The sequence below is a fragment of the Zestomonas ipomoeae genome, assembly GCF_057128665.1.
Genome location: NZ_JBSKHQ010000010.1, coordinates 150,190 through 172,084, shown reverse-complemented (window position 1 = coordinate 172,084; position 21,895 = coordinate 150,190). Strand labels below are relative to the sequence as shown.

The following is a 21,895-nucleotide window of genomic DNA, read 5'->3' as shown; positions in this document are numbered from 1 at the left end:
GAAGCTCTCCCAGTTGAACAGGCACCTCGGATTTATAGAAGAAAGGTGGTGCGGGGAGAGTCCATTACAGCCTTCAACTGTCGCTCACTTCGTTCGCTGGACGTCCAAAAGCTGCGCTTTTGGCCGCCCGTTAGCTTAATCGTTATAGGAATCGCTCTATCTCTATGCACAACGCAATAAAAAAATATGCACCAATACTTTTCCTAAGCACAGCCATCGTGTCGGGTTTAAATTATTTTGAGTATCAGGCCATCATTCAAATCTCCCAAGCACAAACTGGCACCATCCCAACAAATCTGACTTCAGAAATTATTATCACAATTGCATTTCATCTTATTGCCCTATCAGTGTTGCCATTAGCCCTGTCTGCAAAAAATAGAACGCTTACCGCTTACGTGGCTCTGATCATCCTGGGCGGAATTTATATAACCTATATGACTGGAATAAATGCGGCGGGACCAGCAATAACCATTATCGCTTTTTGCTATTTGGCCTTTTACGGCTACTCAAAGGCCAAAAGCATTTACAGCTACTACCGAACCAAATAGAAAACGTGTTGATTTCCTATAACAACTGGTTCAAACCGTTCGCTGGGCTCACTGGGACGGGCTAAAGCCCGCCCCTTAACCAAACGTTAGAGTCAATTCAAAAATACCGCAACCATAACGGAACGAACTTGAAAATCTTAAAAATAAGTAATTTACTCTCAATGGCACTGATATGTTTTGCGACCGTGTCTGCCATAGTGTTCGGAGCAATAGTTGGAATTACTTCACCCGAAGGCGTCCCGCTAGTAACAATGCTCGCTATAGGCACAATACTAATTTCAATCCCCATTACCATAGTTAGTCTAATTTTCGCATACAGACTAAAAATTGTAAGCGCAGGCTATGTTATTTTTTCAATAGCGTCTTCATTTCTAATTGCCGGTGCTGGCTGGCTTATAATTCCATTCATGCTAAACCGAGACATAAATTCATTTTTCTCAGAGCAACACGAGTCTCACCTAAAAAACAACACTCCCCCTGAATCACTGAAGCTCTAACAACTTATATGGGCTCTCCCCACAAGCAGTGAGGACAGCTTTTTTCGATCCTGTCGTCAGCGCGGTTGCATTCGTATATCCGGCCTGTCACCGGGCATTGCCCTGGCCATTCTGTAGTTCGCGCAGCGGGGGCTAAGCGTTCAAGCGATCGCGAAGATCATCATTGTTATCGGCCTTGCTCCGCCGGAATATGGGGACACTTTTACAGCTTCAGTGAGGGCGGACAAACTGGTCGACGCATTGCTCAACGACATACCGCCCACGCCCACGCCCCTTCGCCTTTCCCCCATCACCGATTAGAATCCGTGCTTCCTGCCCCACCCCAGGCGGACCTAGGGCCGGCCGAGCCTGCGGCGATCCCGCATGGTGCACGGCCCCGCGGCACGGCGCTCGGTCATACCCGTTTGCCAGATGCCGGCGGCGCGCTCACCATAAGCCCATAGCGGGCCAGACCCGCACCTGACTAGCCTTCGCAGGACCACCGCCATGCCCGATTACCGTTCCAAGACCTCAACCCACGGCCGCAACATGGCCGGCGCCCGCGCCCTGTGGCGCGCCACCGGGATGAAGGACGAAGACTTCAAGAAGCCGATCATCGCCATCGCCAACTCCTTCACCCAGTTCGTGCCCGGCCACGTGCACCTGAAGGACCTCGGCCAGCTGGTCGCCCGCGAGATCGAGAAGCACGGCGGCGTGGCCAAGGAATTCAACACCATCGCCGTGGACGACGGCATCGCCATGGGCCACGACGGCATGCTCTATTCGCTGCCGAGCCGCGAGATCATCGCCGACTCCGTGGAGTACATGGTCAATGCCCATTGTGCGGATGCGATTGTCTGCATCAGCAACTGCGACAAGATCACCCCCGGCATGCTGATGGCCGCCCTGCGCCTGAACATCCCGGTGGTATTCGTCTCCGGCGGGCCGATGGAAGCTGGCAAGACCAAGCTGGCCAATCACGGCCTGGACCTGGTCGACGCCATGGTGGTGGCTGCCGATGACTCCTGCTCCGACGAGAAGGTCGCCGAATACGAGCGCAGCGCCTGCCCGACCTGCGGAAGCTGCTCCGGCATGTTCACCGCCAATTCGATGAACTGCCTGACCGAGGCCCTCGGCCTGTCGCTGCCAGGCAACGGCTCCACCCTGGCCACCCACAGCGACCGCGAGCAGCTGTTCCTGCGGGCCGGCCGCCTGGTGGTCGAACTCTGCCAGCGCTACTACGGCGAGGGCGACGAGTCGGTGCTGCCGCGCAATGTCGCCAGCTTCAAGGCGTTCGAGAACGCCATGACCCTGGACATCGCCATGGGCGGCTCGACCAACACCATCCTGCACCTGCTGGCCGCCGCCCAGGAGGCCGAGCTGGCCTTCGACCTGCGCGACATCGATCGCCTGTCGCGCAAGGTGCCGCAGCTGTGCAAGGTGGCGCCGAACATCCAGAAGTACCATATGGAAGACGTGCACCGCGCCGGCGGCATCTTCAGCATCCTCGGCGAACTGGCCCGTGGCGGCCTGCTGCACACCGACGTGCCGACCGTGCACAGCCCGAGCATGGCCGACGCCATCGCCCAGTGGGATATCACCCAGACGCAGGACGAGAAGGTGCACGCCTTCTTCAAGGCCGGCCCCGCCGGCATCCCGACGCAGGTCGCCTTCAGCCAGAGCACCCGCTGGGACAGCCTGGACGACGACCGCGAGAACGGCTGCATCCGCAGCGTCGAGCACGCCTACTCGCAAGAGGGTGGTTTGGCGGTTCTCTACGGCAACATCGCCCTGGACGGCTGCGTGGTGAAGACTGCCGGCGTGGACGAGTCGATCCATGTGTTCGAAGGCAACGCCAAGATCTTCGAAAGCCAGGACAGCGCCGTGAAAGGCATCCTCAATGACGAGGTGAAGCCAGGCGATATCGTGATCATCCGCTACGAGGGCCCAAAAGGCGGTCCGGGCATGCAGGAAATGCTCTACCCGACCTCTTATCTCAAGTCCAAGGGCCTGGGCAAGCAATGCGCCCTGCTCACCGACGGCCGCTTCTCCGGCGGTACTTCGGGCCTGTCCATCGGCCACGCCTCGCCGGAAGCGGCCGCCGGCGGCGCCATCGGCCTGGTCAAGGACGGCGACAAAGTGCTGATCGATATCCCCAACCGCAGCATCAACCTGCTGGTGTCGGATGAAGAGCTGGCCGCCCGCCGTGTCGAGCAGGACAAGAAGGGCTGGAAGCCGGCGGCACCACGCGCACGCAAGGTATCGACCGCCTTGAAGGCCTACGCCCTGCTGGCCACCAGCGCCGACAAGGGCGCAGTGCGCGACAAGGCGATGCTCGACGGCTGAGCCCTGCGCGATTTACAAAAAGCCCGACGAATACGTCGGGCTTTTCGTTGTAGGTTCTGCAAAACGCATCACCCCAAGCAGGAGGCGGCGACATGCTCGAGCAACGCTTACCCAGCCTGCGTATCGGCCTGATTTCCGATACCCACGGTCTGCTCCGGCCGGAGGCGCTGGAGCGACTGCGAGGCTGCGACCACCTGATCCACGCGGGGGATATTGGCAAGCCGGAGATCCTTGCCGCCCTGGAGGCCATCGCCCCGCTCTCGGCTGTGCGCGGCAATAACGACACCGGAGCCTGGGCGGCGGACCTGCCGGAACGCTTGGTGGTCAAGTTCGGCCGTATCGCCTGCTATGTGCTGCATGATCTGGCTGACCTAAACATCGACCCGGTGGCCGAACGCTTTGCCGTGGTCATCGCCGGGCACTCCCACAAACCGCGTGTGGAGCAGCGCGACGGCGTGCTCTATATCAACCCTGGCAGCGCCGGGCCAAGGCGTTTCAGCCTGCCCATCGGCATTGGGTTTCTGCATCTTGAGCAAGGAAAGGTACGGGGGGAATTGGTCGAGCTGACCCCTGGCTGATTCAGCCCCTACCGGTGGGCCAGCAATGGCGGCACAGGCCCCGCAGCCAGGGTGTGCGGAGGATATGGCGGGTTTCACCCGCCGTAGCCCGTGCAGGGGCGAATTTATTCGCCAGCCCCAGGCCCTGTCGGGCGAACGAATTCGCCCCTACAAATGCGGCTAGTCGGCCAGCTTCGGCAGGAACGACAGGTCGACGACGTATTTCTTCGGATTGTCTTTCTCGATGAAGACGGTGATGCGCTTCTGGCCGATGTAGTCGGTCGGGTCGAACCACAGGTTGGCGCTGTGGAAGATGTGCACCTGCAGGGTTTCCGGGTTCAGCCACTGGGTGACGATGCGGAACGGGTTGCGTCCGTTCACGGTGAGCGAGCCGTTGAGCTCGACCCGCTGGTATTCGGTTTCGATCGGCGTGCCGTGCTGGCGCAGGTAGGCTTCCTTGCGCCCGCCGAGTACACCCGCCAGCAGGATGCCGGCGCCGACCAGGAAGAATACGCCGCCAATGCCGCCGACGATCAGCGGCCCGCCCCACAGCGAAAAGAAGCCGTTGATCTTGGCGCTCTCCGGGCTTTCCGGCAGGTACAGCACCTCGACCTCTTCTCCACGGGAATAGCTGGGCGGGTTGCTGCCCGAGGAGGAGACGAATTCGATGGTCTCTCCGGCCTGGCTGACAAAGCTCACCGCAGGCCGATAGGTGGTCGAATCGCTGGAGCGGGACTGGATCAGGTCGGTCACCACGCCTTCGGCGGAGACGGCGCGGCCGAGAAACTCACTGGTGTTCTGGTACCAGAACAGGGCCCCGGCCAACAGGCCCAGGCCGATCAGGGTGAACACGTACTTGATCATGGCGATGGCTTTCATTCCCTTCTTCTCTCTCCTTCAGCACGCCACGATGGCGTTTCGACGCAACCAGTCTAGCGCTCGTCGGCGCTCGCTACCGTTACCGCGGGCAGCCGAAGTGAACGGCGCCACACTTTGGCGGCACATGGCCATCCGGCCGGACCCATCTTTGGTTTGTCGCGAGACAGGGAACCAACGTCTTTAGTACCAACGTCCCGCAACTGCAATGCTATTGCCATCTGCGCGGCTTATAGATGCTCAATTCCAATAACAAACCGAGCGCATAAACCATGAAGCACAGCCTCACCGCCCTCACCGCCGGCTTCTGCCTGGCCATCGCCGCAACCCAGGCCAACGCCTGGTCGCAACCGACCCACAAGAACATCGTCAAGGACGCCCTGGCCTACATGAACTCGGCCAGCGCCACGGCGGACATGCGCCGGGCGTACCAGTTCTACGTCGGCGCCGCCGGCAGCGAAGCCAAGGCCGGCGAGATCCTCGGCCAGGCCGCCTACGATGTCGACGATTTCAAGGACACCCGCCTGGGCGGCTGGTGGGTCGGCTACGAACACGCGCCGTTGTGGGGCGCGGCCCAGGGCATCGTCAACTACACCTCGTACTGGCACTTCATCAACATGGGCCGCCAAGGCGACGACCACGGCAATGCCCACGGCGGCTACGACTATCGCTACCACAAGGTGGACGGCGGCTGGACCAGCGACGTCGACTGGTACGCCATGGTCTACCTGTACAACCGCGAGCTGAAGAAAGACGACTTCAACACCACCGAGGCGCACTACCGCCAAGGCGGCTATTCCGACTGGCAGAAGCACTACGGCGACTTCCAGACCACCGCCTTCCAGCCGATCGACAATCTCTCCAAGTACTGGTTCGACCAGTTCAAGGCCGCGCCCTCGCTGCAGACCCTCGGCTTCGCCCTGCACGCCACCGGCGACGTGGCACAGCCGCACCATGCCTGGGTCACTTCTGGTAACGGTCACTCCGGCTGGGAGGGCTGGGTCGACGATCACTACTTCAGCGAAAAGCTGAACGACCAGGCGGCGGTGGCCACTCTGGTGGGCCGCTACGACGCCAAGAAGGAAATCCGCACGCTACTGCGGCAGACCGCGCAGGTCGCCTACCAGAACCCCGAGCCGCTCTATGACACCAGCTACGCCACCCGCCTGCGGCTGGCGAAGACGCTGATCCCCGAGTCCATCGCGCTGACCGTGACCGTGCTGACCAAAGGTGCCAACCACTTCTACGGCCAAGGCGGCATCTAGCCCCGAGCAGCCTCACCCGCCTGGCGGGTGAGGCGCCGTTCCAGACGATGGCCGATGACTTGCGCGCAGTGCCCGCCAGGGCTGCGCAAGCGGGAGAAACACGATGATCAGTTCCATGCTGCGCACCGCGATGGCTGCGCTGCTGTGCCTGTCCGCCATGAGCTATGCGGCGGACGATTTGCGGGTAGATGGCGAACGCTTGCCGGGCAGAAGCATCGAGCTGCTGCAGCAGGCGTTGAGCCAGGTCAAGTTCAATACCGACAGCCGCCAGCTGCGCCTGGGCCTGGTGGAAAACCGCCTGCTGGCACGCGAATTGGAAGACCAGCTCCATGAAGCCAATCGGCGCGACCTCGACGCCCTGGTGGAGCAGGAAACCGCGCAACTGATCGAGCGGGCCTACGGCAACCAGCTCAAGCGCGACGTCGGCGCCTTCATGCGCAACCCGCAGCCGCTGAGCAGCGCGCTGCTCCACAACACGCTGGCGCCGGCCGCCCAGGGCCTGGTGCTCGACAGCCTGCAGCTGAGCGACGCCCAGCGCCAGGCGGCAGCCAGGGTACAGATCATCGAGTGGCAACTTCCCGGCCAACCGACCCGGCGCCTGAACCTGCTGGACCTGTACCAGGGTGTCTCGGTGCAGGGCCAGGTGGAGTTGCAGCAAGGCAATCTCGAATACCTGGCGCAACAAGTACAGCAGCGGGTGCAGCGCGATTATTTCTGGTGGCAGCTGGCCGAGCGCGGTTTCAGCGCCGAGGAGCGCGACGGTTTACGGCGGCTGGTGCGGGACAAGCTGGTGCGGCACAAATACCTGCACCAGATCGGCCTGCTCAGCGATTTCCACCACGAGACCGAGAGCCTGCGGCAACTGGCCAAAACGGTCAGCGATGCCGAAGCCGAGGCCTATTACCAGGCCCACCTGGCGCAGTATCGCAACGTTTCCACCGTGCGGGCCGCACACCTGCGCCTGGCCGACCAGGCCAGCGCCGACCGGGTCTACGGCGAATTGCAGAAGGGCCTGGCGTTCGACGAGGCGGTGCGGCGCTATTCCATCGCGACGGACAAGCAGCTCGACCCGCCCGGCGACCTCGGCCTGATTCGCCATGACGACCAGCAGTTGGATTTCCTGCGCAAGACCGCGCTGATCCAGAAGGCCGGCACCGTATCCCAGCCGATGGCGGTCGATGGCACGTTCGAGATCGTGCAGGTACGCAGCCGCGAGGACCGCCAGTTGCCGCTGAGCGATGCCAGTGTGCGCTTCGAGATCAACCAGGCGGTGGCCCGGCAGAAGCTCGCCGCGCAGTTCGAGGCCCGGCTCAAGACGCTGGTCGCCGCGGCCAAGGTGGAAGGCGTATGAAGCGCTGGCTCGGTGCCGCTCTGCTGGTCAGCGGCGCCGGCATGACGCTGGCGTGGCTACAGACCTCCGCCCCCATAGCCACCGAACCGGTTCGCAGCGTGGCCCAGCCAGGCCGTCCGGCCCCCGCGCAACGGTCACCGACAGTGCCGCCAGCCACCCCGACGGCCGCTGAATTCACTGTCACCTCGCTACCGCCACCACCGGCCAGTATTCCGGAGGCCGGCCAACCCGCGCATCTCAGCCCGGCGGAGGCGACCGAACTCATGGCCCAGATGATCGTGCGCGGCGACCCGCGCCAGCCCGCCCTCCTGCCCAGCCAGCCGCGCCAGCGGGCGGACGCTGTGGCCATGTCCGATCCGGCGCTCTATGCGGAATTCGAAGCCGCTCAGACGCGCGAGCTGATCCAGGCGTACACGGCGGGCGTGCAACAGATTCCGGCCATTCGCGAGCGCATCGAGCAGGCATCACGCACTGGCGAGCGCAACGCCGCGGAGCTGGCCGAAGCCCGCGCCGCCCTGGAGCAATTGGAAATGTTGCAGCGCTCCCTGCAGCAGGATGCGCCGGAGCTGCTGCCGTAAGATGAGCCGCAGATCGGTAGCCGGAGCAGCCGCAAAAAGCAGGGCGCCAGGCTCCGGATTGCTCTGGTGAGTTTTCGACCACCAGGAGAACGCGCTTGCGCGAGCGTGGCCCCGTCGACCGGTGCTCAGCGAATCCTGCCAGCCCTCAGGGGTTGCCCAGGACGGAAGCGCACTCGCTGGCGACGGGAAGGTACGCTCCGCCAGCGAGCACTTCCGGGGACTCAGCGCCGATAGAGCAACCAGCCGAGCAGCGAAGCGCCGGCCACCATTCCCAGGCCGAAGGCCAGGGTGGTCCAGGGGTGCTCGTGGGCATATTCGCTGGCGTAGCGCCCGAGCTGGCGAGGCTTGCGGGTGAAGTCCCCCTCGTCCCAATGCTCGCGAGAACGCTCCCAGAGCCGCTCGGCGCGTGACTTGAGCTGCTCGATGCCTCGCCGCGAATCCTTGCTGGCGCTGCTCTTGAGTTCATCCATGGCACTCAACAGGTGCTGAATTTCCCGCTGGATCTCTTCCCGCGCGCTGCTGTCGGTGTGGGAATTGAAGCGACTCATGGGCTTGCCTCCATTCTAGTGACGATATGGGTTTGACCCCCCAGCGGCGCAGAGGTGCATCCGTTGGTCAGATGGCGGCACTTTGGTCCCTGCCTGCTTCCTTATTCCATTTGGACAGAAACGCTCGTCGATAAAAACTAAGCCCGTATAAGCGAAACCGCTAGAATGCGCGCCCGGCTTACCGGCTACCATTCATCGTCCTGAACGCACCCACAAGGTTCGCGCCGTGATCGAGTTCCACCAGGTTCATAAAACGTATCGGGTCGCCGGCCGGGAAGTGCCGGCGCTGCAACCCACGCTGCTGACTATCCAGGCCGGCCAGGTGTTCGGCCTGATCGGCCACTCCGGTGCGGGCAAAAGCACCCTGCTGCGCCTGATCAACCGCCTCGAAGAACCCTCCGGCGGGCGCATCCTGGTCGATGGCGAAGACGTCACCGCGCTGGACGCCGATGGCTTGCGGCGCTTTCGCCAGCAGGTCGGCATGATCTTCCAGCACTTCAACCTGCTCGCCTCCAAGACCGTCGCCGACAACGTGGCCATGCCGCTGAGGCTGGCCGGCAAGCTGTCGCGCGGCGAGATCGACGCGCGGGTCGCCGAGCTGCTGGCCCGCGTCGGCCTCGCCGACCATGCGAAGAAATACCCGGCGCAGTTGTCCGGCGGACAGAAGCAGCGCGTCGGCATCGCCCGCGCCCTGGCCACCGGCCCGAAGATCCTGCTGTGCGACGAAGCCACCAGCGCGCTGGACCCACAGACCACCGCGTCGGTCCTGCAACTGCTGGCGGAGATCAACCGCGAGCTGCACCTGACCATCGTGCTGATCACCCATGAGATGGACGTGATCCGCCGGGTCTGCGACCGCGTGGCGGTGATGGATGGCGGAACCATCGTCGAGCAGGGCCGGGTCGCCGATGTGTTCCTGCATCCGCAGCATCCCACCACGCGCCGCTTCGTGATGGAGGCCGAGCACATCGACGAGAGCGAGCAGAACGACGACTTCGCCCACGTGCCGGGGCGCATCCTGCGCCTGACCTTCCAGGGCGAATCCACCTATGCGCCGCTGCTCGGCAGCGTCGCCCGCGAGACCGGTGTGGACTACAGCATCCTCGCCGGGCGCATCGACCGCATCAAGGACGTGCCCTACGGCCAATTGACCCTGGCCCTGGTGGGCGGCGACCTGGAGTCGGCGCTGATCCGCCTCAACGCGGCGGACGTGCATGTGGAGGTACTGCGCTGATGGATGCCCTGTTCACCAACGTCGACTGGTACGACATCTGGCTGGCGACCCTCGATACCCTGCTGATGCTTGGCGGCTCGCTGCTGTTCACCCTGCTGCTGGGCCTGCCGCTGGGCGTGCTGCTGTTTCTCACCGGGCCGCGCCAGCTCTTCGAGAACCGCCCGCTGTACGGCCTGCTGTCGCTGCTGGTCAATGTACTGCGCTCGCTGCCGTTCATCATCCTGCTGATCGTGATGATCCCCTTCACCGTGCTGCTCACCGGCACCTCGCTGGGCGTAGCCGGCGCCATTCCGCCGCTGGTGGTGGGCGCCACGCCGTTCTTCGCGCGCCTGGTGGAAACCGCGCTGCGCGAAGTCGACAAGGGCATCATCGAGGCCACCCAGGCGATGGGCGCCAGCACCCGGCAGATCATCTGGAATGCCCTGCTGCCGGAAGCGCGGCCGGGCATCATCGCCGCCGTCACGGTCACCGCCATCACCCTGGTGTCCTATACCGCGATGGCCGGCGTGGTCGGCGCGGGCGGCCTCGGCGACCTGGCCATCCGCTTCGGCTACCAGCGCTTCCAGACCGACGTGATGGTGGTCACCGTGGTCCTGCTGCTGGTGCTCGTGCAAATCCTGCAAACCGTCGGCGACAAGCTGGTGGTGCACTTTTCCCGTAAATGAACCGGCTATCCGCCGACCGAACCGACATCCCACAAGGAGCCGAACGATGAAAAAACTGCTCGCTGCCGTCGCCGCCTTCGCGGCGCTCTCCGCCCAGGCGGAAACCCTCACCGTCGCCGCTACCGCGGTACCCCACGCGGAAATCCTCGAATTCGTCAAACCGGCCCTGGCCAAGGACGGTGTGGAACTGAACGTAAAGGTCTTCACCGACTACGTGCAGCCGAACGTGCAGGTGGCCGAGAAGCGCCTGGATGCCAACTTCTTCCAGCACCAGCCGTACCTGGATGAGTTCAACAAGGGCAAGGGCACCGACCTCGTCAGCGTGGCCGGCGTGCACATCGAGCCGTTCGGCGCCTACTCCAGCAAGCACAAGAGCCTGGACGCCCTGCCCGAAGGCGCCCAGGTGGTGATCCCCAACGACGCGACCAACGGCGGTCGCGCCCTGCTGCTGCTGCAGAAAGCAGGGGTGATCAAGCTCAAGGACGGTGCCGGCATCACTGCCAGCGCCCGCGACGTCGCCGAGAACCCCAAGCACATCAAGCTGCGCGAGCTGGAGGCGGCGACCCTGCCGCGAGTGCTGAACCAGGTCGACCTGGCGCTGATCAACACCAACTACGCCCTGGAAGCCGGCCTCAAGCCGACCGAGGACGCCCTGGTGATCGAAGGCAGCGACTCGCCCTACGTGAACATCCTCGTCGCCCGCCCGGACAACAAGGACAGCGATGCCATGCAGAAGCTGGCCAAGGCCCTGAACAGCGCCGAGGTGAAGCAGTTCATCGAAGAGAAATACAAAGGCGCCGTGGTGCCGGCATTCTGATCGCCGCATACCACTCGGCCTGACCGAAGCCCGCTCGATCGAGCGGGCTTTTTGTTTTCCGGGCTGCAGGGGCAATCCCGCTGGTGGGTTACGGCACGCCCCGGCTTCTGTAAGCCCCTGAATTTCGTGCCCACGCGTGCCTAACCCACCCTACGAGATCCGTACCTGCGCAGGGCTCTTGTAGGGTGGGTTAGGCGCGCTTGGAAAACCCTATCCACCCTCGCGATCTGGACGCGCCGTAACCCACCAGGCGGAGTTTCAGGCACGCCAGAGCTCGGTCGTGGGCCCTCCTCAGCCCTGCGGCTTGACCAGCGCTGGCAGTTGCACGGCCAGCTTTTCTACATTCAACGGCGCGCGGATGAAGCCGCGCTGACGGCCGTCCGGGCCGACGATCACCAAGTTGCCGCTGTGGTCGACGGTATAGTTTTCCTTGCTGGTATCGGCCGGAATGAAGGGAATGCTGACGGCATTGGCGAGGGTCTGGATGTCCTTCTGCTCCCCGGTCAGGCCCTGGAAGTCGGCGTCGAAGTAACTGAGGTACTGCTTCAGTTGCTTGGGCGTATCGCGCTGCGGATCGACGGTGACCAGCACCACGCGCAACTGCTCGCGCGTTTCCGCCGGCAGCATGCCCTTGAGCTGGCGCAGCTGCGCCAGGGTGGTCGGGCAGATGTCCGGGCAGAAGGTATAGCCGAAGAACAGCAGGCTCCAGCGTCCCTTCAACTCCTCCACTTGCACCGCCGCGCCGTCCTGGTCGGTCATGCTCAGGTCCGGCAGGCCGCGACTCTGCGGCAGCAGCACGATGCCGGCGTCGAGCAACTGGGTCGGGTCGGTCTGGCGCTGGCTGGTGAGCACTTTGTGCACGGTCAGGCCGAGTACCAGCGCGACCAGCGCGACGAGTACGAAGACGGTTTTCTGAACACGGGTCATATCACTCGCTTAGCCGCCTTCGTCGGGCGGTCAGAGATTGAGCATCAGGTAGTGGTCGACCAGCAGGGCGATAAACAGCAGGAACAGGTACCAGATACTGTACTTGAAGGTGTTGATCGCCGCGTGTGGCTTGCTGTCACGGTACAGCACCCAGGCCCAGTGCAGGAAGCGCCCGCCGAGCAGCAGCGCCGACGCGAGGTAGAGCGGCCCGCTCATGTGGATGACATAGGGCAGCAGGCTCACCGCCAGCAGCGCCAGCGTATAGAGCAGGATGTGCACCTTGGTGTAGTGCTCGCCGTGGGTCACCGGCAGCATGGGAATCGCCGCCTTGGCGTATTCCGCCTTGCGATGGATGGCCAGCGCCCAGAAGTGCGGCGGGGTCCAGGCGAAGATGATCAATACCAGCAGCAACGCCTCGGCACTCACATGACCGGTCACCGCCACCCAGCCGAGCAGCGGCGGCGCGGCGCCGGCCAGGCCGCCGATGACGATGTTCTGCGGCGTCGCGCGCTTGAGGAAACCGGTGTAGATCACCGCATAGCCGAGCAGCGATGCCAGGGTCAGCCAGGCCGCCAGCGGATTGGTGAAGGCCAGCAGCAACCCCATGCCGCCCAGCGCCAGGATTAACGCGAAAGTCAGCGCCGCCACCGGCGAGACCCGGCCTTCCGCCAGCGGGCGCTTGTGGGTGCGCGCCATGATCGAATCGATGCGCCGGTCCACCACGTGGTTCACTGCCGCCGCCGCGCCGGCACACAGCCCGATGCCGAGGTTGCCGAACACCAGCACCGCCCAGGGCACGCCGGCACGGGTGGCGAGGAACATGCCGACCAGCGAGGTGATCAGCATCAGCACCACCACGCGCGGTTTGGTCAGTTCCAGGTAGTCGCGCCAACCGGCATGGCTGCGGCGTTCGCTCATTACTGTGGCCATGGCGTCTCTCCTTATCCGTTCGGTTATTTCGCCGGCTGGGTCGAGACCCAGCGCTGCATGTCGGGATGTCGCGGGTCGTCGCTGGCGGCCAGGCCGCCGGCCGGCCGCAAGCGGTAGTTGACCAGCACCAGGGTCAGCAACAGGGCAGCGCCGCCGCCGTTGTGGGCGACCGCCACCGCCAGCGGCAGATGGAACAGCACATTGCTGATGCCGAGGCTGATCTGCGCCGCCAGCACCGCCAGCAGCCATGCGGCGAGCCGGCCGAGCCCCGCCCGCCAGAGGCGCCAGGCGAGCACCAGCAGTACCAGGGTTACGACCATCGCGCCGAGGCGATGACTCATATGAATGGCGGTACGTGCGTCGCTGTCCAGCTGGCCGCCGAGGTAGTTGGGGCCGATGTGCTGGGTCAGGTGGAAGCCGTTGGCGAAGTCCATCGCCGGCCACCACTCGCCGTGGCAGGTGGGCAGGTCGACACAGGCCACCGCGGCGTAGTTGGAGCTGACCCAGCCGCCGAGGCTGATCTGGCCGATCACCAGCAGCAGCGCCAGCGCCGCCAGCCCGCGCAGCCGCGGCGAGAGCGTCGGCACGGCCGGATAGGCGCGGGACAGCCGCAAGCAGAGCAGGAACAACAGACTCAGGGTGGTGAAACCGCCGAGCAGGTGGGCGGTGACCACCTGCGGCCAGAGCTTGAGGGTCACCGTCCACATGCCGAAGGCAGCCTGGGCGATCACCACGGCGAGCAGCAGCAACGGCAGCTTGAGTGGCTGCCCGGGCAGGCGACGATGACGCAGGGAGCGCGCCGCCAGGGCCAGGATCAGCAAGCCGAGGGTACCGGCGAAGTAGCGATGGACCATTTCGTTCCAGCCCTTCTCGGCCTCCAGCGGCGCCTCCGGGAAGCGCGCCTCGGCCAGCGCCTGTTGCTCCGCGCTGGGCACGGCGAGAAAGCCGTAGCAGCCCGGCCAATCCGGGCAGCCCAGCCCGGCGTGGGTCAGCCGGGTATAGGCGCCGAGCAGCACCACCAGCGCCGCCAGCAGCGTGGCGAACAATGCCAGGCGGTAGCAGGGTTTGCGCAGGGCTCTATCCATCGTTGCCTCCTTGGCTTCGCTCAGCCGATCTTCGACAGTTTCAGCAGGTGCCGCAGGTCGTTGAGGATGTATTTGCCGTTGGCTTTGGCGTCATAACGCAGCACCAGGTTGCCGTGGGGGTCGACGATCCACAGCTGGGCACCGCGGCCTTCGCCGGCCACCCCGCGATAGGCCGGCACGTCCAGCGGATACTGCCGGAGCTGCGGATATTCGCGGGCCAGTCGCTCGGCATAGTCGGCCTCCAGCGCCGCGCCGCTGGCCAGTGCGTGGCTGGCGCGGGCCGCCTCGCGACCGAGGCCGATGTTGATCTGCCGGGCGAGGTACACCAGTGTTCGACATTCCTCGGCACAACCGTTCGGCGCGGTGACCAGCAACTGCCAGCGCTCTTCCTCGGCGGTCACACCCAGGTCGGCGCGCACCTGGCCATTGCCCAGCAGCTCGCCGTGATAATTGCGCCCGTCCGGCACCCAGAAGCGCCAGTGGTACATGCTCGACGCCAGCAACATGGGGCCGATGACGACGGCCAGCAGCAGGATCAGCTGCCAGCGGCCGCGAGGGCGGCTGGGCTTGGCCTCAGGCAGAGGGATGGCTGGGTTCATGGCGATGGTTCTCCCGCGCGTTATGCAATCCGAGATAGATGAACAGGCCCAGCAGCGCGGCGGCGAGGGCGAACCACTGCACGGCGTAGCCGATGTGTTTTTCCGGGCCCATGGCGATCACCGGCCAGTCGGTGACGTAGGCCGCAGGACCAGGCTCCAGGCGCACTTCATACGGCAGGCCGCCACGGCCAAGGCGCTGCCACAAGGCCTCTGGCTCGACCAGGGTGACCAGCCGCGGCCAGTCTCCGCCAGGGTTGTCGGCTTGCAGTTGGAAGGGCTTGCCGCTGGGCACGTAAACCCAGGCATTCAGACGCAAAGCGCTGTCGGGGGTCGTGAAGTGCGGCGGCACACGGCGGTCCGGCCAGGGCAGCCAGCCGCGATTGACCAGCAGCCAGAGGCCGCTGGCCTGATCGTAGAAGGGTTGCAACAGCTCCACGCCAACCTGGCCGGCATGACTGCGGTTGTCCAGCAACAGGCTATGGCGTTCATCGAAGAACCCGCTGAGGTGCAGCCTGACGAAGGCCGGATCGGCCATCGGCTCCAGCTCGTCGACACTCACCGCGGCGGCGCTGCGGCGGGCCTCGTGGCTGGCGAGCAGCGCCCGCTTCTCCTCGGCGCGGGCGAGCTGCCAGCAGCCCAGGGCAATGAGCAGCGGCAGCAGTGCCATCACCATGAGCGTCGGCAGCACGCCGGGGCGAAAGCGACTCATGCCCCCTCCCCGAACCCAACTGGTTGACCGGCTATACTCCACCCCCAATCCCCCTTCCCCGGAGTCGCGCATGCTCAAGGCAGCGATCGTCCTCCTGCTGCTGGCTACGCTGGCCAGCCTGTTCAGCGGCCTGTTCTTTCTGGTCAAGGACCAGGGCCGCACCTCGCGGGTCGTCACTGCGCTCACCGTGCGGGTCAGTCTCGCCGCACTCACCCTGGCGCTGATCGCCTGGGGTTTCTACTCGGGCCAGTTGACCACCCACGTCACCTGGTAACCGCTGGGTTCCTGCACGCATGGCGGGTTGCACCCGCCTTACGGGTGCACCGCTCGTTCAAAGCACATAGACGAAGGTGAACAGGCCGATCCACACCACGTCGACGAAGTGCCAGTACCAGCTGGCCGCCTCGAAACCGAAGTGTTGATCGGCGGTGAAGTGCCCGCGCATCACCCGCACCAGCATCACCGTGAGGATGATCGCCCCCAGGGTCACGTGGGCACCGTGAAAGCCGGTGAGCATGAAGAAAGTAGCGCCGTACACGCCGGAGCCCAGGGTCAGGCCCAGCTCCTGGTAGGCATGCATGTACTCCTCGGCCTGCAGCACCAGGAAGATCGCACCCAGCAGGATGGTCAGCGCCAGCCAGAGCTTGAGCGGCTTGCGGTGGCCCTTCTTCAGCGCGTGATGGGCAAAGGTCACGGTGAAGCTGGAGGTCACCAGCAGGATGGTGTTGATCAGCGGCAGCTTCCACGGATCGATCACCCCGCTCGGCGCCGGGAACAGCTTGGGATCGGGGTTGTTCAAAAGCGGCCAGGTGTATTCGAAGTTCGGCCAGAGCATGTGGGCGATGCCCTTGTCGCCTTCGCCGGCCAGCCAGGGACCGGCCCAGTAGCGCAGGTAGAAGAGCGTGCCGAAGAAGGCCGCGAAGAACATGACCTCGGAGAAGATGAACCAGCTCATGCCCCAGCGGAACGAACGGTCCATCTGTGGGCTGTAGAGCCCGGCGCGGCCTTCCTTGACCACGCTGCCGAACCAGCCGAACAGCATGTAGGCGAGGAACAGGCCGCCGACGAAGAAGATCATCGGGCCGTAGGAGTCGTCGCGTGCGGCCTTGAGGTCGTTGAACCAGGTGCCCAGGCCGAACACCGTGGTGACCATGCCGATGGTGGCGATGATCGGCCACTTGCTCTGGGCGGGAACGTAGTACTGCTCGTGGGTTGCCATTTCTCTTGTTCTCCTTAGCCGCCGTTCTTTGCAACGGGCGGCTGGCGGGCAGTGATGTCGAACAGCGTGTAGGCCAGGGTCAGATGCCTGACCTCGGCCGGCAGGTCCCGGTCGACGATGAAACGCACCGGCATTTCGATGCGCTCGCCCGGCTGCAGCACCTGCTGGGTGAAGCAGAAGCATTCGGTCTTGTGGAAGTACGCCGCGGCCTCGGACGGCGAAATGCTCGGAATCGCCTGGGCGGTCATCGGCTTGTCCGTGGGGTTGTAGGCCACGAACAGCATCTCGTTGACCGCACCCGGGTGCACCGTCAGCTCGTCCGCCTTGGAGCGGAACTCCCAGACCATGTCGGCGGAGTTGTTGGCCAGGAACTGCACGCGCACCTGGCGTTGCTCGTTCACCACCTGGCTCTCCCGATAGGCCGTGCCGCTCGGTTTGCCGTTGATGCCGAAGGCCTTGCACATCACGTCGTAAATCGGCACCAAGAGAAATCCGAAGGCGAACATCGCCACGACCAACCCCAGCAGCAGCGTGACCAGGCGGCGAGTGGTCATGGCGGTGCTCATGTCACTTCACTTCCGGCGGGGTGGTGAAGGTGTGGTAGGGCGCCGGCGAGGGCACCGTCCACTCCAGCCCCTCGGCACCGTCCCAGGGCTTGGCCGGTGCGGGCTTGCCGCCACGGATGCACTTGATGACGATGAACAGGAACAGGAACTGCGTGGCACCAAAGGTGAAGGCGCCGATCGACGAGATCATGTTGAAGTCGGCGAACTGCAGGTTGTAATCGGGAATGCGTCGCGGCATGCCGGCCAGGCCGACGAAGTGCATGGGGAAGAACGCCAGGTTCATGCCGACGAAGCTCAGCCAGAAGTGCAGCTTGCCGAGGGTCTCGTCGTACATATGGCCGGTCCATTTCGGCAGCCAGTAGTAGGCCGAGGCGAAGATGCCGAAGATCGCCCCGGGCACCAGCACGTAGTGGAAATGCGCCACCACGAAGTAGGTATCGTGATACTGGAAGTCCGCCGGGGCGATGGCCAGCATCAGCCCGGAGAAGCCGCCGATGGTGAACAGGATGACGAAGGCCACGGCGAACAGCATCGGCGTTTCGAAGGTCATCGAGCCCTGCCACATGGTGCTCACCCAGTTGAACACCTTCACCCCGGTGGGCACGGCGATCAGCATGGTGGCGTACATGAAGAACAGTTCGCCGGTCAGCGGGATGCCGACGGTGAACATGTGGTGCGCCCAGACGATGAACGACAGGAAGGCGATCGCCGCCGTGGCATAGACCATCGAGGTGTAGCCGAACAGCGGCTTGCGCGCGAAGGCCGGGATGATCGAGCTGACCGCGCCGAAGGCGGGCAGGATCATGATGTACACCTCGGGGTGGCCGAAGAACCAGAACACGTGCTGGAACAGCACCGGGTCGCCGCCGCCGGCGGCATTGAAGAAGCTGGTGCCGAAGTGGATGTCCATCAGCATCATGGTTACCACGCAGGCCAGCACCGGCATCACCGCGATCAGCAGGAAGGCGGTGATCAGCCAGGTCCAGACGAACAGCGGCATCTTCATCAGGGTCATGCCGGGGGCGCGCAGGTTGAGGATGGTGGCGATCACGTTGATCGCGCCCATGATCGAGCTGATGCCCATCAGGTGCACGGCGAAGATGAAGAAGGTCACCGACTCCGGCGCATAGGTCGTCGACAGCGGCGCGTAGAAGGTCCAGCCGAAGTTCGGCCCGCCGCCTTCGCGGAACAGCGTGGAGACCAGCATCAGGAAGGCCGCTGGCAGCAGCCAGAAGCTGAAGTTGTTCATCCGCGGCAGGGCCATGTCCGGCGCCCCGACCATCATCGGGATCATCCAGTTGGCCAGGCCGACGAACGCCGGCATCACCGCGCCGAACACCATGATCAGCCCGTGCATGGTGGTCATCTGGTTGAAGAACTCCGGCTGCACGATCTGCAGGCCCGGCTGGAACAACTCGGCACGGATCACCATCGCCATGCTGCCGCCCAGCAGGAACATGGCGAAGCTGAACCACAGGTACATGGTGCCGATGTCCTTGTGGTTGGTGGTCAGCACCCAGCGCATCAGGCCCTTGGCGGGGCCGTGGTGGTGGTCATGCCCGGCATGACCGTGGTCGTCGATCACTGCACTCATGTCCTTACTCCTGCGCCTGTTTGAAGGTCAACACGTTCTGCGGGGTGACCATGTCACCGACCTTGTTGCCCCAGGCATTCCGCTCGTAGGTGATGATGGCGGCGAGGTCGACTTCCGACAGCTGCTTGCCGAACGCGGCCATGGCGGTGCCCGGTTTACCGTTGATCACGATATTCATGTGACCCTCTACCGGTCCGGTTGCCACAGGCGAGCCCTTGAGCGCCGGGAACATCGGCGGCAGGCCTTCGCCGGTGGGCTGGTGACAGGCGGCGCAGTTGGTCTGGTAGGCCTTCTCGCCCCGCGCCATCAGCTCGTCCATGCTCCAGTCCTTGCTGGTCAGCTCCTTGACCTTGGCAGCCTCGGCCTTCTGCTCGGCCAGCCAGGCGGTGAAGTCTTCCTTGGATTTCACTTCCACCACGATCGGCATGAAGCCGTGCTCCTTGCCGCACAGCTCGGTGCACTGCCCACGGTAGAGGCCGGGCTCGTCGATGCGCGTCCAGGATTCGTTGACGAAGCCGGGGATGGCGTCCTTCTTCACCGCCAGCGCCGGCACCCACCAGGAATGGATGACATCGGCGGCGGTGATCAGGAAGCGCACCTTGGTGCCCACCGGCACCACCAGCGGCTGATCGACCTCCAGCAGGTAGTGCTCGTCCTTCGCGGACTGGTTGTTGATCTGCTCGCGTGGAGTGGCCAGGTTGCTGAAGAATTCCACGTCCTGGCCCAGGTACTTGTAGTGCCACTTCCATTGGTAGCCGGTGACCTGGATATCCAGCTCGGGCTCGGAACTGTCGTAGATGTGGATCAGGGTGCGCGTCGCCGGGATGGCCATGCCGATCAGGATCAGCAGCGGTATGACGGTCCAGAGGACCTCGACCCGGGTGTTTTCGTGGAAGTGGGCAGGTTGCTGCCCGGTGGAACGGCGGTGGATCAACATCGACCAGAACATGGCGCCGAACACCAGCACGCCAATGGCCACGCAGATCCAGAAGATGATCATGTGCAGGTCGTAGACCGAGCGGCTGACCTCCGTGGCACCGGGCGCCATATTCACCGTCCAGGCGGCGTGCGCCTGGGTGAATATCGGCCACAACAGGAGGCCCATCCAAACTCGTGGATGTCGCGTCATTGCGGGTTCCCCTTCTCGTTCTTGTTATCCCGCCGGCTATACCGACGGCTAAGGGAGCGGCCGTTAAGACAACTGACTTTAACCGCCGACCTCAGCTCGTCGGAGCGTAGTCGGGTGTAATCAGGTAAACGTCTTTCGCAGTCGAGTATAGACAGCGACGTGCGGCTGGCAATGCAAGATGATTCCGGACAAAGCCGGCTAAGCCTTGAGCTAAAGCCCGCGCCGGCCGTAGAGCGGGCGCGGGCCGAAAAGCCGGTTATAGCAGGCTCGCATAAACATCGAAAAGTTATGACAATCCGGTCTTATCCGTATGGAATGACCAGCTATGGTCTTAGTCGTTCCGCTCATGCCAGGCAGGCCGCACCAAAAAAGCCGGCCGCCATGCCGGTGCCACGACGCCGCCATCAGACCCACCGCTTCGCTTCGTTTTCGACAGGAGTCCCCATGAATACCGCCGCGCTGCGCGAGCTGATCCAGCAAGCCCACCGACACGAGGCCGCCAGCGGCCATCTGGTCCGTCTACTGGAAGGCTGGCTGGCCAACCTGCACCGCTCCATCCGCCTGCCCGACGACGATGCCCTCGGCGTGCTCAGCGGCTTTGTCCGCGCCTACATCGAGCAGGTCCCGGACGTGCTGGACGCTGCCAACCAGGTCGCCCGCGATGTCGGCATCGAGTCGCAGATCAAGCCGGTGCTGAAGGTGGCCGAGGCCTTCTTCCTGCAACCGCCGGCGGTCATGCAGGGCCATGAGGGCCTGGACGGCCTGCTCGACGAGGCCTACCTGGCGCACCGCCTGGTGGAAGAAGTCAACGACCGCTATATCGCCCACCTCGGCCTGCCGCTGATTCCACTGGATACCACCCGTGCCAACCTGATCGCTCACCAGCTGATCGGCGAGCCCTTCGCCAACCAGCTCGATGAAGCCGTCCACCATGCCGTCGAGGGCCTGCTCGCCGACGACGCCTTCGCCCAGGACTCGGTCCAGGCCTATCGCCGGCGCCTGACCGATCCGCAGATCGAGGCGGCCTGGCGATCCTGGCCCTGCCTGTCGCAACAGCTCGGCGTCGAACTCGTGCTGGGCCAGAGCGAGGCGCTGCCCGCCTGACCGACGCCCACGGGCGCGCAAAGCCTGCCCGGCCTGCCCTGCGTCGACTCCAGCCAGCCCCGAGGCCGGAATTGCGTAGAGCCGGTCGGGCTTTTTTTGGTTCATGGCGGGCTTTCGGGAAAGGGCCGGGACTCGGGCCCCTCAGGTGCAGGCCCAACAAGGGTACCGGGGGGACTGGCCTTGGCACGCCCCCGCTGGGCTTCGTCGCTTCGCAGCCGCAACCTGGAGCGTGTCGGGCACGCCTAGCCCGGAGACAGGATGCGCTTTCTCGTACTGCCTTCCTGCGCGGCGCATTTCAAAGTGAAATGACTCGCCGACAGGAAATGCGCCCGTCCGGCATCGACGGCCCCGTATCCAATACGTACCAAGAGCCAATTAATTCTTCCCCGGCTGTAACGCCACTGCCCTGCATCACTCTATGGCTGTGTCGGCTCGCTCGATACGCGAGCCACCCACTCATCCTTCTCAAGGAACCCACACGATGACGATCAAGACCACGCTTTCCGGCGCCGCCCTCGCACTGGCCGCTGCAGGCATGTTCGCCAGCCTGCCGACCCAGGTGCTGGCCGACGAAGCCCAGGTGCACTGCTACGGCGTGACCTCGTGCAAAGGCCAGAACGATTGCAAGACCGCGGAAAACGCCTGCAAAGGCCAGGCGGAGTGCAAGGGCCACGGCTTCAAGGCGATGACCCAGGCCGAATGCGACGCGGCCGGCGGCACCGTCGGCGAGTAACCGCAACGGGCGACCCGCCAGGGTCGCCCGCTCACCCGA

The 21,895-nt window shown here is 64.1% G+C and carries 23 protein-coding genes; 12 read left to right on the top strand and 11 right to left on the bottom strand.

The window, feature by feature from the left end; all coding sequences use genetic code 11:
- The first annotated feature begins 164 nt into the window (after nt 1–164).
- From ACWKV7_RS13170 to ACWKV7_RS13160, 3 genes are all read left to right on the top strand, one after another.
- On the top strand, nt 165–548 hold the full coding sequence (locus ACWKV7_RS13170; protein WP_483858133.1) for a hypothetical protein: 384 nt from the start codon (nt 165–167) through the stop codon (nt 546–548).
- Nucleotides 549–1,531: 983 nt separating this feature from the next.
- Nucleotides 1,532–3,370 carry a dihydroxy-acid dehydratase gene (ilvD, locus tag ACWKV7_RS13165; protein ID WP_483858132.1) on the top strand — a complete coding sequence of 613 codons (1,839 nt, stop codon included), beginning with the start codon at nt 1,532–1,534 and terminating at the stop codon, nt 3,368–3,370.
- 92 nt (nt 3,371–3,462) lie between these two features.
- Nucleotides 3,463–3,948 (top strand): metallophosphoesterase family protein, encoded by a 486-nt coding sequence (locus ACWKV7_RS13160; RefSeq protein ID WP_483858131.1) that lies wholly within the window; start codon nt 3,463–3,465, stop codon nt 3,946–3,948.
- 159 nt (nt 3,949–4,107) lie between these two features.
- On the opposite strand, the gene ACWKV7_RS13155 is transcribed toward ACWKV7_RS13160, so the two are convergent.
- A complete protein-coding gene (locus ACWKV7_RS13155; protein WP_483858130.1) occupies nt 4,108–4,806 on the bottom strand; it encodes a DUF3592 domain-containing protein in 699 nt (232 codons plus the stop codon).
- A 269-nt stretch (nt 4,807–5,075) separates the two neighbouring features.
- Here ACWKV7_RS13155 and ACWKV7_RS13150 point away from each other — a divergent pair, with 269 nt between their 5' ends.
- The 3 genes from ACWKV7_RS13150 (at nt 5,076) to ACWKV7_RS13140 (ending at nt 7,997) form a co-directional block, all read left to right on the top strand.
- Entirely contained in the window at nt 5,076–6,068 is a 993-nt protein-coding gene (locus ACWKV7_RS13150) for a phospholipase C/P1 nuclease family protein (protein ID WP_483858129.1), read from the top strand.
- Between the two features lie 103 nt (nt 6,069–6,171).
- Entirely contained in the window at nt 6,172–7,419 is a 1,248-nt protein-coding gene (locus ACWKV7_RS13145; protein ID WP_483858128.1) for a peptidyl-prolyl cis-trans isomerase, read from the top strand.
- Nucleotides 7,416–7,997 carry a hypothetical protein gene (locus ACWKV7_RS13140; protein ID WP_483858127.1) on the top strand — a complete coding sequence of 194 codons (582 nt, stop codon included), beginning with the start codon at nt 7,416–7,418 and terminating at the stop codon, nt 7,995–7,997. The genes ACWKV7_RS13145 and ACWKV7_RS13140 overlap by 4 nt, the downstream gene beginning before the upstream one ends.
- Before the next feature lie 221 nt (nt 7,998–8,218).
- Here the strand turns inward: ACWKV7_RS13140 and ACWKV7_RS13135 are convergent, their stop codons facing one another.
- Nucleotides 8,219–8,545: an ElaB/YgaM/YqjD family protein gene (locus ACWKV7_RS13135; RefSeq protein WP_483858126.1), complete on the bottom strand. Its 327-nt coding sequence runs from the start codon at nt 8,543–8,545 to the stop codon at nt 8,219–8,221.
- Nucleotides 8,546–8,771: 226 nt separating this feature from the next.
- Between ACWKV7_RS13135 and ACWKV7_RS13130 the strand changes: the two genes are divergently transcribed.
- From ACWKV7_RS13130 to ACWKV7_RS13120, 3 genes are read left to right on the top strand one after another with little or no spacing between them, the layout of a single operon-like run.
- Nucleotides 8,772–9,779 (top strand): methionine ABC transporter ATP-binding protein, encoded by a 1,008-nt coding sequence (locus tag ACWKV7_RS13130; protein WP_483858125.1) that lies wholly within the window; start codon nt 8,772–8,774, stop codon nt 9,777–9,779.
- Nucleotides 9,779–10,444 (top strand): methionine ABC transporter permease, encoded by a 666-nt coding sequence (locus ACWKV7_RS13125; RefSeq protein ID WP_483858124.1) that lies wholly within the window; start codon nt 9,779–9,781, stop codon nt 10,442–10,444. The genes ACWKV7_RS13130 and ACWKV7_RS13125 overlap by 1 nt, the downstream gene beginning before the upstream one ends.
- Before the next feature lie 46 nt (nt 10,445–10,490).
- Nucleotides 10,491–11,261 carry a MetQ/NlpA family ABC transporter substrate-binding protein gene (locus ACWKV7_RS13120; RefSeq protein WP_483858123.1) on the top strand — a complete coding sequence of 257 codons (771 nt, stop codon included), beginning with the start codon at nt 10,491–10,493 and terminating at the stop codon, nt 11,259–11,261.
- A 291-nt stretch (nt 11,262–11,552) separates the two neighbouring features.
- On the opposite strand, the gene ACWKV7_RS13115 is transcribed toward ACWKV7_RS13120, so the two are convergent.
- Genes ACWKV7_RS13115 through ACWKV7_RS13095 form a run of 5 tightly spaced genes read right to left on the bottom strand, consistent with a single transcriptional unit; the run spans nt 11,553 to nt 15,511 of the window.
- Nucleotides 11,553–12,188 (bottom strand): SCO family protein, encoded by a 636-nt coding sequence (locus tag ACWKV7_RS13115; RefSeq protein ID WP_483858122.1) that lies wholly within the window; start codon nt 12,186–12,188, stop codon nt 11,553–11,555.
- Nucleotides 12,189–12,218: 30 nt separating this feature from the next.
- The gene (gene cyoE, locus ACWKV7_RS13110; RefSeq protein WP_483858121.1) at nt 12,219–13,118 is read right to left on the bottom strand and encodes a heme o synthase; all 900 of its coding nucleotides are present in this window, start codon (nt 13,116–13,118) and stop codon (nt 12,219–12,221) included.
- A gap of 23 nt (nt 13,119–13,141) precedes the next feature.
- Nucleotides 13,142–14,203: a COX15/CtaA family protein gene (locus ACWKV7_RS13105; RefSeq protein ID WP_483858120.1), complete on the bottom strand. Its 1,062-nt coding sequence runs from the start codon at nt 14,201–14,203 to the stop codon at nt 13,142–13,144.
- A 20-nt stretch (nt 14,204–14,223) separates the two neighbouring features.
- On the bottom strand, nt 14,224–14,802 hold the full coding sequence (locus tag ACWKV7_RS13100) for a hypothetical protein (protein WP_483858119.1): 579 nt from the start codon (nt 14,800–14,802) through the stop codon (nt 14,224–14,226).
- Nucleotides 14,777–15,511 (bottom strand): SURF1 family protein, encoded by a 735-nt coding sequence (locus tag ACWKV7_RS13095; RefSeq protein WP_483858118.1) that lies wholly within the window; start codon nt 15,509–15,511, stop codon nt 14,777–14,779. The genes ACWKV7_RS13100 and ACWKV7_RS13095 overlap by 26 nt, the downstream gene beginning before the upstream one ends.
- Before the next feature lie 70 nt (nt 15,512–15,581).
- Between ACWKV7_RS13095 and ACWKV7_RS13090 the strand changes: the two genes are divergently transcribed.
- Nucleotides 15,582–15,785, top strand: a complete 204-nt coding sequence (locus ACWKV7_RS13090) for a twin transmembrane helix small protein (RefSeq protein WP_483858117.1) — start codon at nt 15,582–15,584, stop codon at nt 15,783–15,785.
- Nucleotides 15,786–15,842: 57 nt separating this feature from the next.
- Here ACWKV7_RS13090 and ACWKV7_RS13085 read toward each other — a convergent pair whose 3' ends face one another.
- Genes ACWKV7_RS13085 through coxB form a run of 4 tightly spaced genes read right to left on the bottom strand, consistent with a single transcriptional unit; the run spans nt 15,843 to nt 20,019 of the window.
- The gene (locus ACWKV7_RS13085) at nt 15,843–16,730 is read right to left on the bottom strand and encodes a cytochrome c oxidase subunit 3 (protein ID WP_483858116.1); all 888 of its coding nucleotides are present in this window, start codon (nt 16,728–16,730) and stop codon (nt 15,843–15,845) included.
- Between the two features lie 14 nt (nt 16,731–16,744).
- On the bottom strand, nt 16,745–17,284 hold the full coding sequence (locus tag ACWKV7_RS13080; RefSeq protein WP_483858115.1) for a cytochrome c oxidase assembly protein: 540 nt from the start codon (nt 17,282–17,284) through the stop codon (nt 16,745–16,747).
- Nucleotides 17,285–17,297: 13 nt separating this feature from the next.
- On the bottom strand, nt 17,298–18,890 hold the full coding sequence (ctaD, locus tag ACWKV7_RS13075; protein WP_483858114.1) for a cytochrome c oxidase subunit I: 1,593 nt from the start codon (nt 18,888–18,890) through the stop codon (nt 17,298–17,300).
- Nucleotides 18,891–18,894: 4 nt separating this feature from the next.
- On the bottom strand, nt 18,895–20,019 hold the full coding sequence (coxB, locus tag ACWKV7_RS13070) for a cytochrome c oxidase subunit II (protein ID WP_483858113.1): 1,125 nt from the start codon (nt 20,017–20,019) through the stop codon (nt 18,895–18,897).
- A 444-nt stretch (nt 20,020–20,463) separates the two neighbouring features.
- Between coxB and ACWKV7_RS13065 the strand changes: the two genes are divergently transcribed.
- Together ACWKV7_RS13065 and bufA2 are read left to right on the top strand one after the other, a co-directional pair.
- Complete coding sequence (locus ACWKV7_RS13065; RefSeq protein ID WP_483858112.1) at nt 20,464–21,123, top strand: hypothetical protein; 660 nt, start codon at nt 20,464–20,466, stop codon at nt 21,121–21,123.
- A gap of 481 nt (nt 21,124–21,604) precedes the next feature.
- Nucleotides 21,605–21,856 (top strand): BufA2 family periplasmic bufferin-type metallophore, encoded by a 252-nt coding sequence (gene bufA2, locus ACWKV7_RS13060; RefSeq protein ID WP_483858111.1) that lies wholly within the window; start codon nt 21,605–21,607, stop codon nt 21,854–21,856.
- Nucleotides 21,857–21,895 lie beyond the last annotated feature (39 nt).

Bases quoted from the DNA above. Each gene is read 5' to 3' on its own strand.
- ACWKV7_RS13170 (WP_483858133.1), top strand. From the start codon at position 165: ATGCACAACGCAATAAAAAAATATGCACCAATACTTTTCCTAAGCACA.
- ilvD (WP_483858132.1), top strand. From the start codon at position 1,532: ATGCCCGATTACCGTTCCAAGACCTCAACCCACGGCCGCAACATGGCC.
- ACWKV7_RS13160 (WP_483858131.1), top strand. From the start codon at position 3,463: ATGCTCGAGCAACGCTTACCCAGCCTGCGTATCGGCCTGATTTCCGAT.
- ACWKV7_RS13155 (WP_483858130.1), bottom strand. From the start codon at position 4,806: ATGAAAGCCATCGCCATGATCAAGTACGTGTTCACCCTGATCGGCCTG.
- ACWKV7_RS13150 (WP_483858129.1), top strand. From the start codon at position 5,076: ATGAAGCACAGCCTCACCGCCCTCACCGCCGGCTTCTGCCTGGCCATC.
- ACWKV7_RS13145 (WP_483858128.1), top strand. From the start codon at position 6,172: ATGATCAGTTCCATGCTGCGCACCGCGATGGCTGCGCTGCTGTGCCTG.
- ACWKV7_RS13140 (WP_483858127.1), top strand. From the start codon at position 7,416: ATGAAGCGCTGGCTCGGTGCCGCTCTGCTGGTCAGCGGCGCCGGCATG.
- ACWKV7_RS13135 (WP_483858126.1), bottom strand. From the start codon at position 8,545: ATGAGTCGCTTCAATTCCCACACCGACAGCAGCGCGCGGGAAGAGATC.
- ACWKV7_RS13125 (WP_483858124.1), top strand. From the start codon at position 9,779: ATGGATGCCCTGTTCACCAACGTCGACTGGTACGACATCTGGCTGGCG.
- ACWKV7_RS13120 (WP_483858123.1), top strand. From the start codon at position 10,491: ATGAAAAAACTGCTCGCTGCCGTCGCCGCCTTCGCGGCGCTCTCCGCC.
- ACWKV7_RS13115 (WP_483858122.1), bottom strand. From the start codon at position 12,188: ATGACCCGTGTTCAGAAAACCGTCTTCGTACTCGTCGCGCTGGTCGCG.
- cyoE (WP_483858121.1), bottom strand. From the start codon at position 13,118: ATGGCCACAGTAATGAGCGAACGCCGCAGCCATGCCGGTTGGCGCGAC.
- ACWKV7_RS13105 (WP_483858120.1), bottom strand. From the start codon at position 14,203: ATGGATAGAGCCCTGCGCAAACCCTGCTACCGCCTGGCATTGTTCGCC.
- ACWKV7_RS13100 (WP_483858119.1), bottom strand. From the start codon at position 14,802: ATGAACCCAGCCATCCCTCTGCCTGAGGCCAAGCCCAGCCGCCCTCGC.
- ACWKV7_RS13095 (WP_483858118.1), bottom strand. From the start codon at position 15,511: ATGAGTCGCTTTCGCCCCGGCGTGCTGCCGACGCTCATGGTGATGGCA.
- ACWKV7_RS13090 (WP_483858117.1), top strand. From the start codon at position 15,582: ATGCTCAAGGCAGCGATCGTCCTCCTGCTGCTGGCTACGCTGGCCAGC.
- ACWKV7_RS13085 (WP_483858116.1), bottom strand. From the start codon at position 16,730: ATGGCAACCCACGAGCAGTACTACGTTCCCGCCCAGAGCAAGTGGCCG.
- ACWKV7_RS13080 (WP_483858115.1), bottom strand. From the start codon at position 17,284: ATGACCACTCGCCGCCTGGTCACGCTGCTGCTGGGGTTGGTCGTGGCG.
- ctaD (WP_483858114.1), bottom strand. From the start codon at position 18,890: ATGAGTGCAGTGATCGACGACCACGGTCATGCCGGGCATGACCACCAC.
- coxB (WP_483858113.1), bottom strand. From the start codon at position 20,019: ATGACGCGACATCCACGAGTTTGGATGGGCCTCCTGTTGTGGCCGATA.
- ACWKV7_RS13065 (WP_483858112.1), top strand. From the start codon at position 20,464: ATGAATACCGCCGCGCTGCGCGAGCTGATCCAGCAAGCCCACCGACAC.
- bufA2 (WP_483858111.1), top strand. From the start codon at position 21,605: ATGACGATCAAGACCACGCTTTCCGGCGCCGCCCTCGCACTGGCCGCT.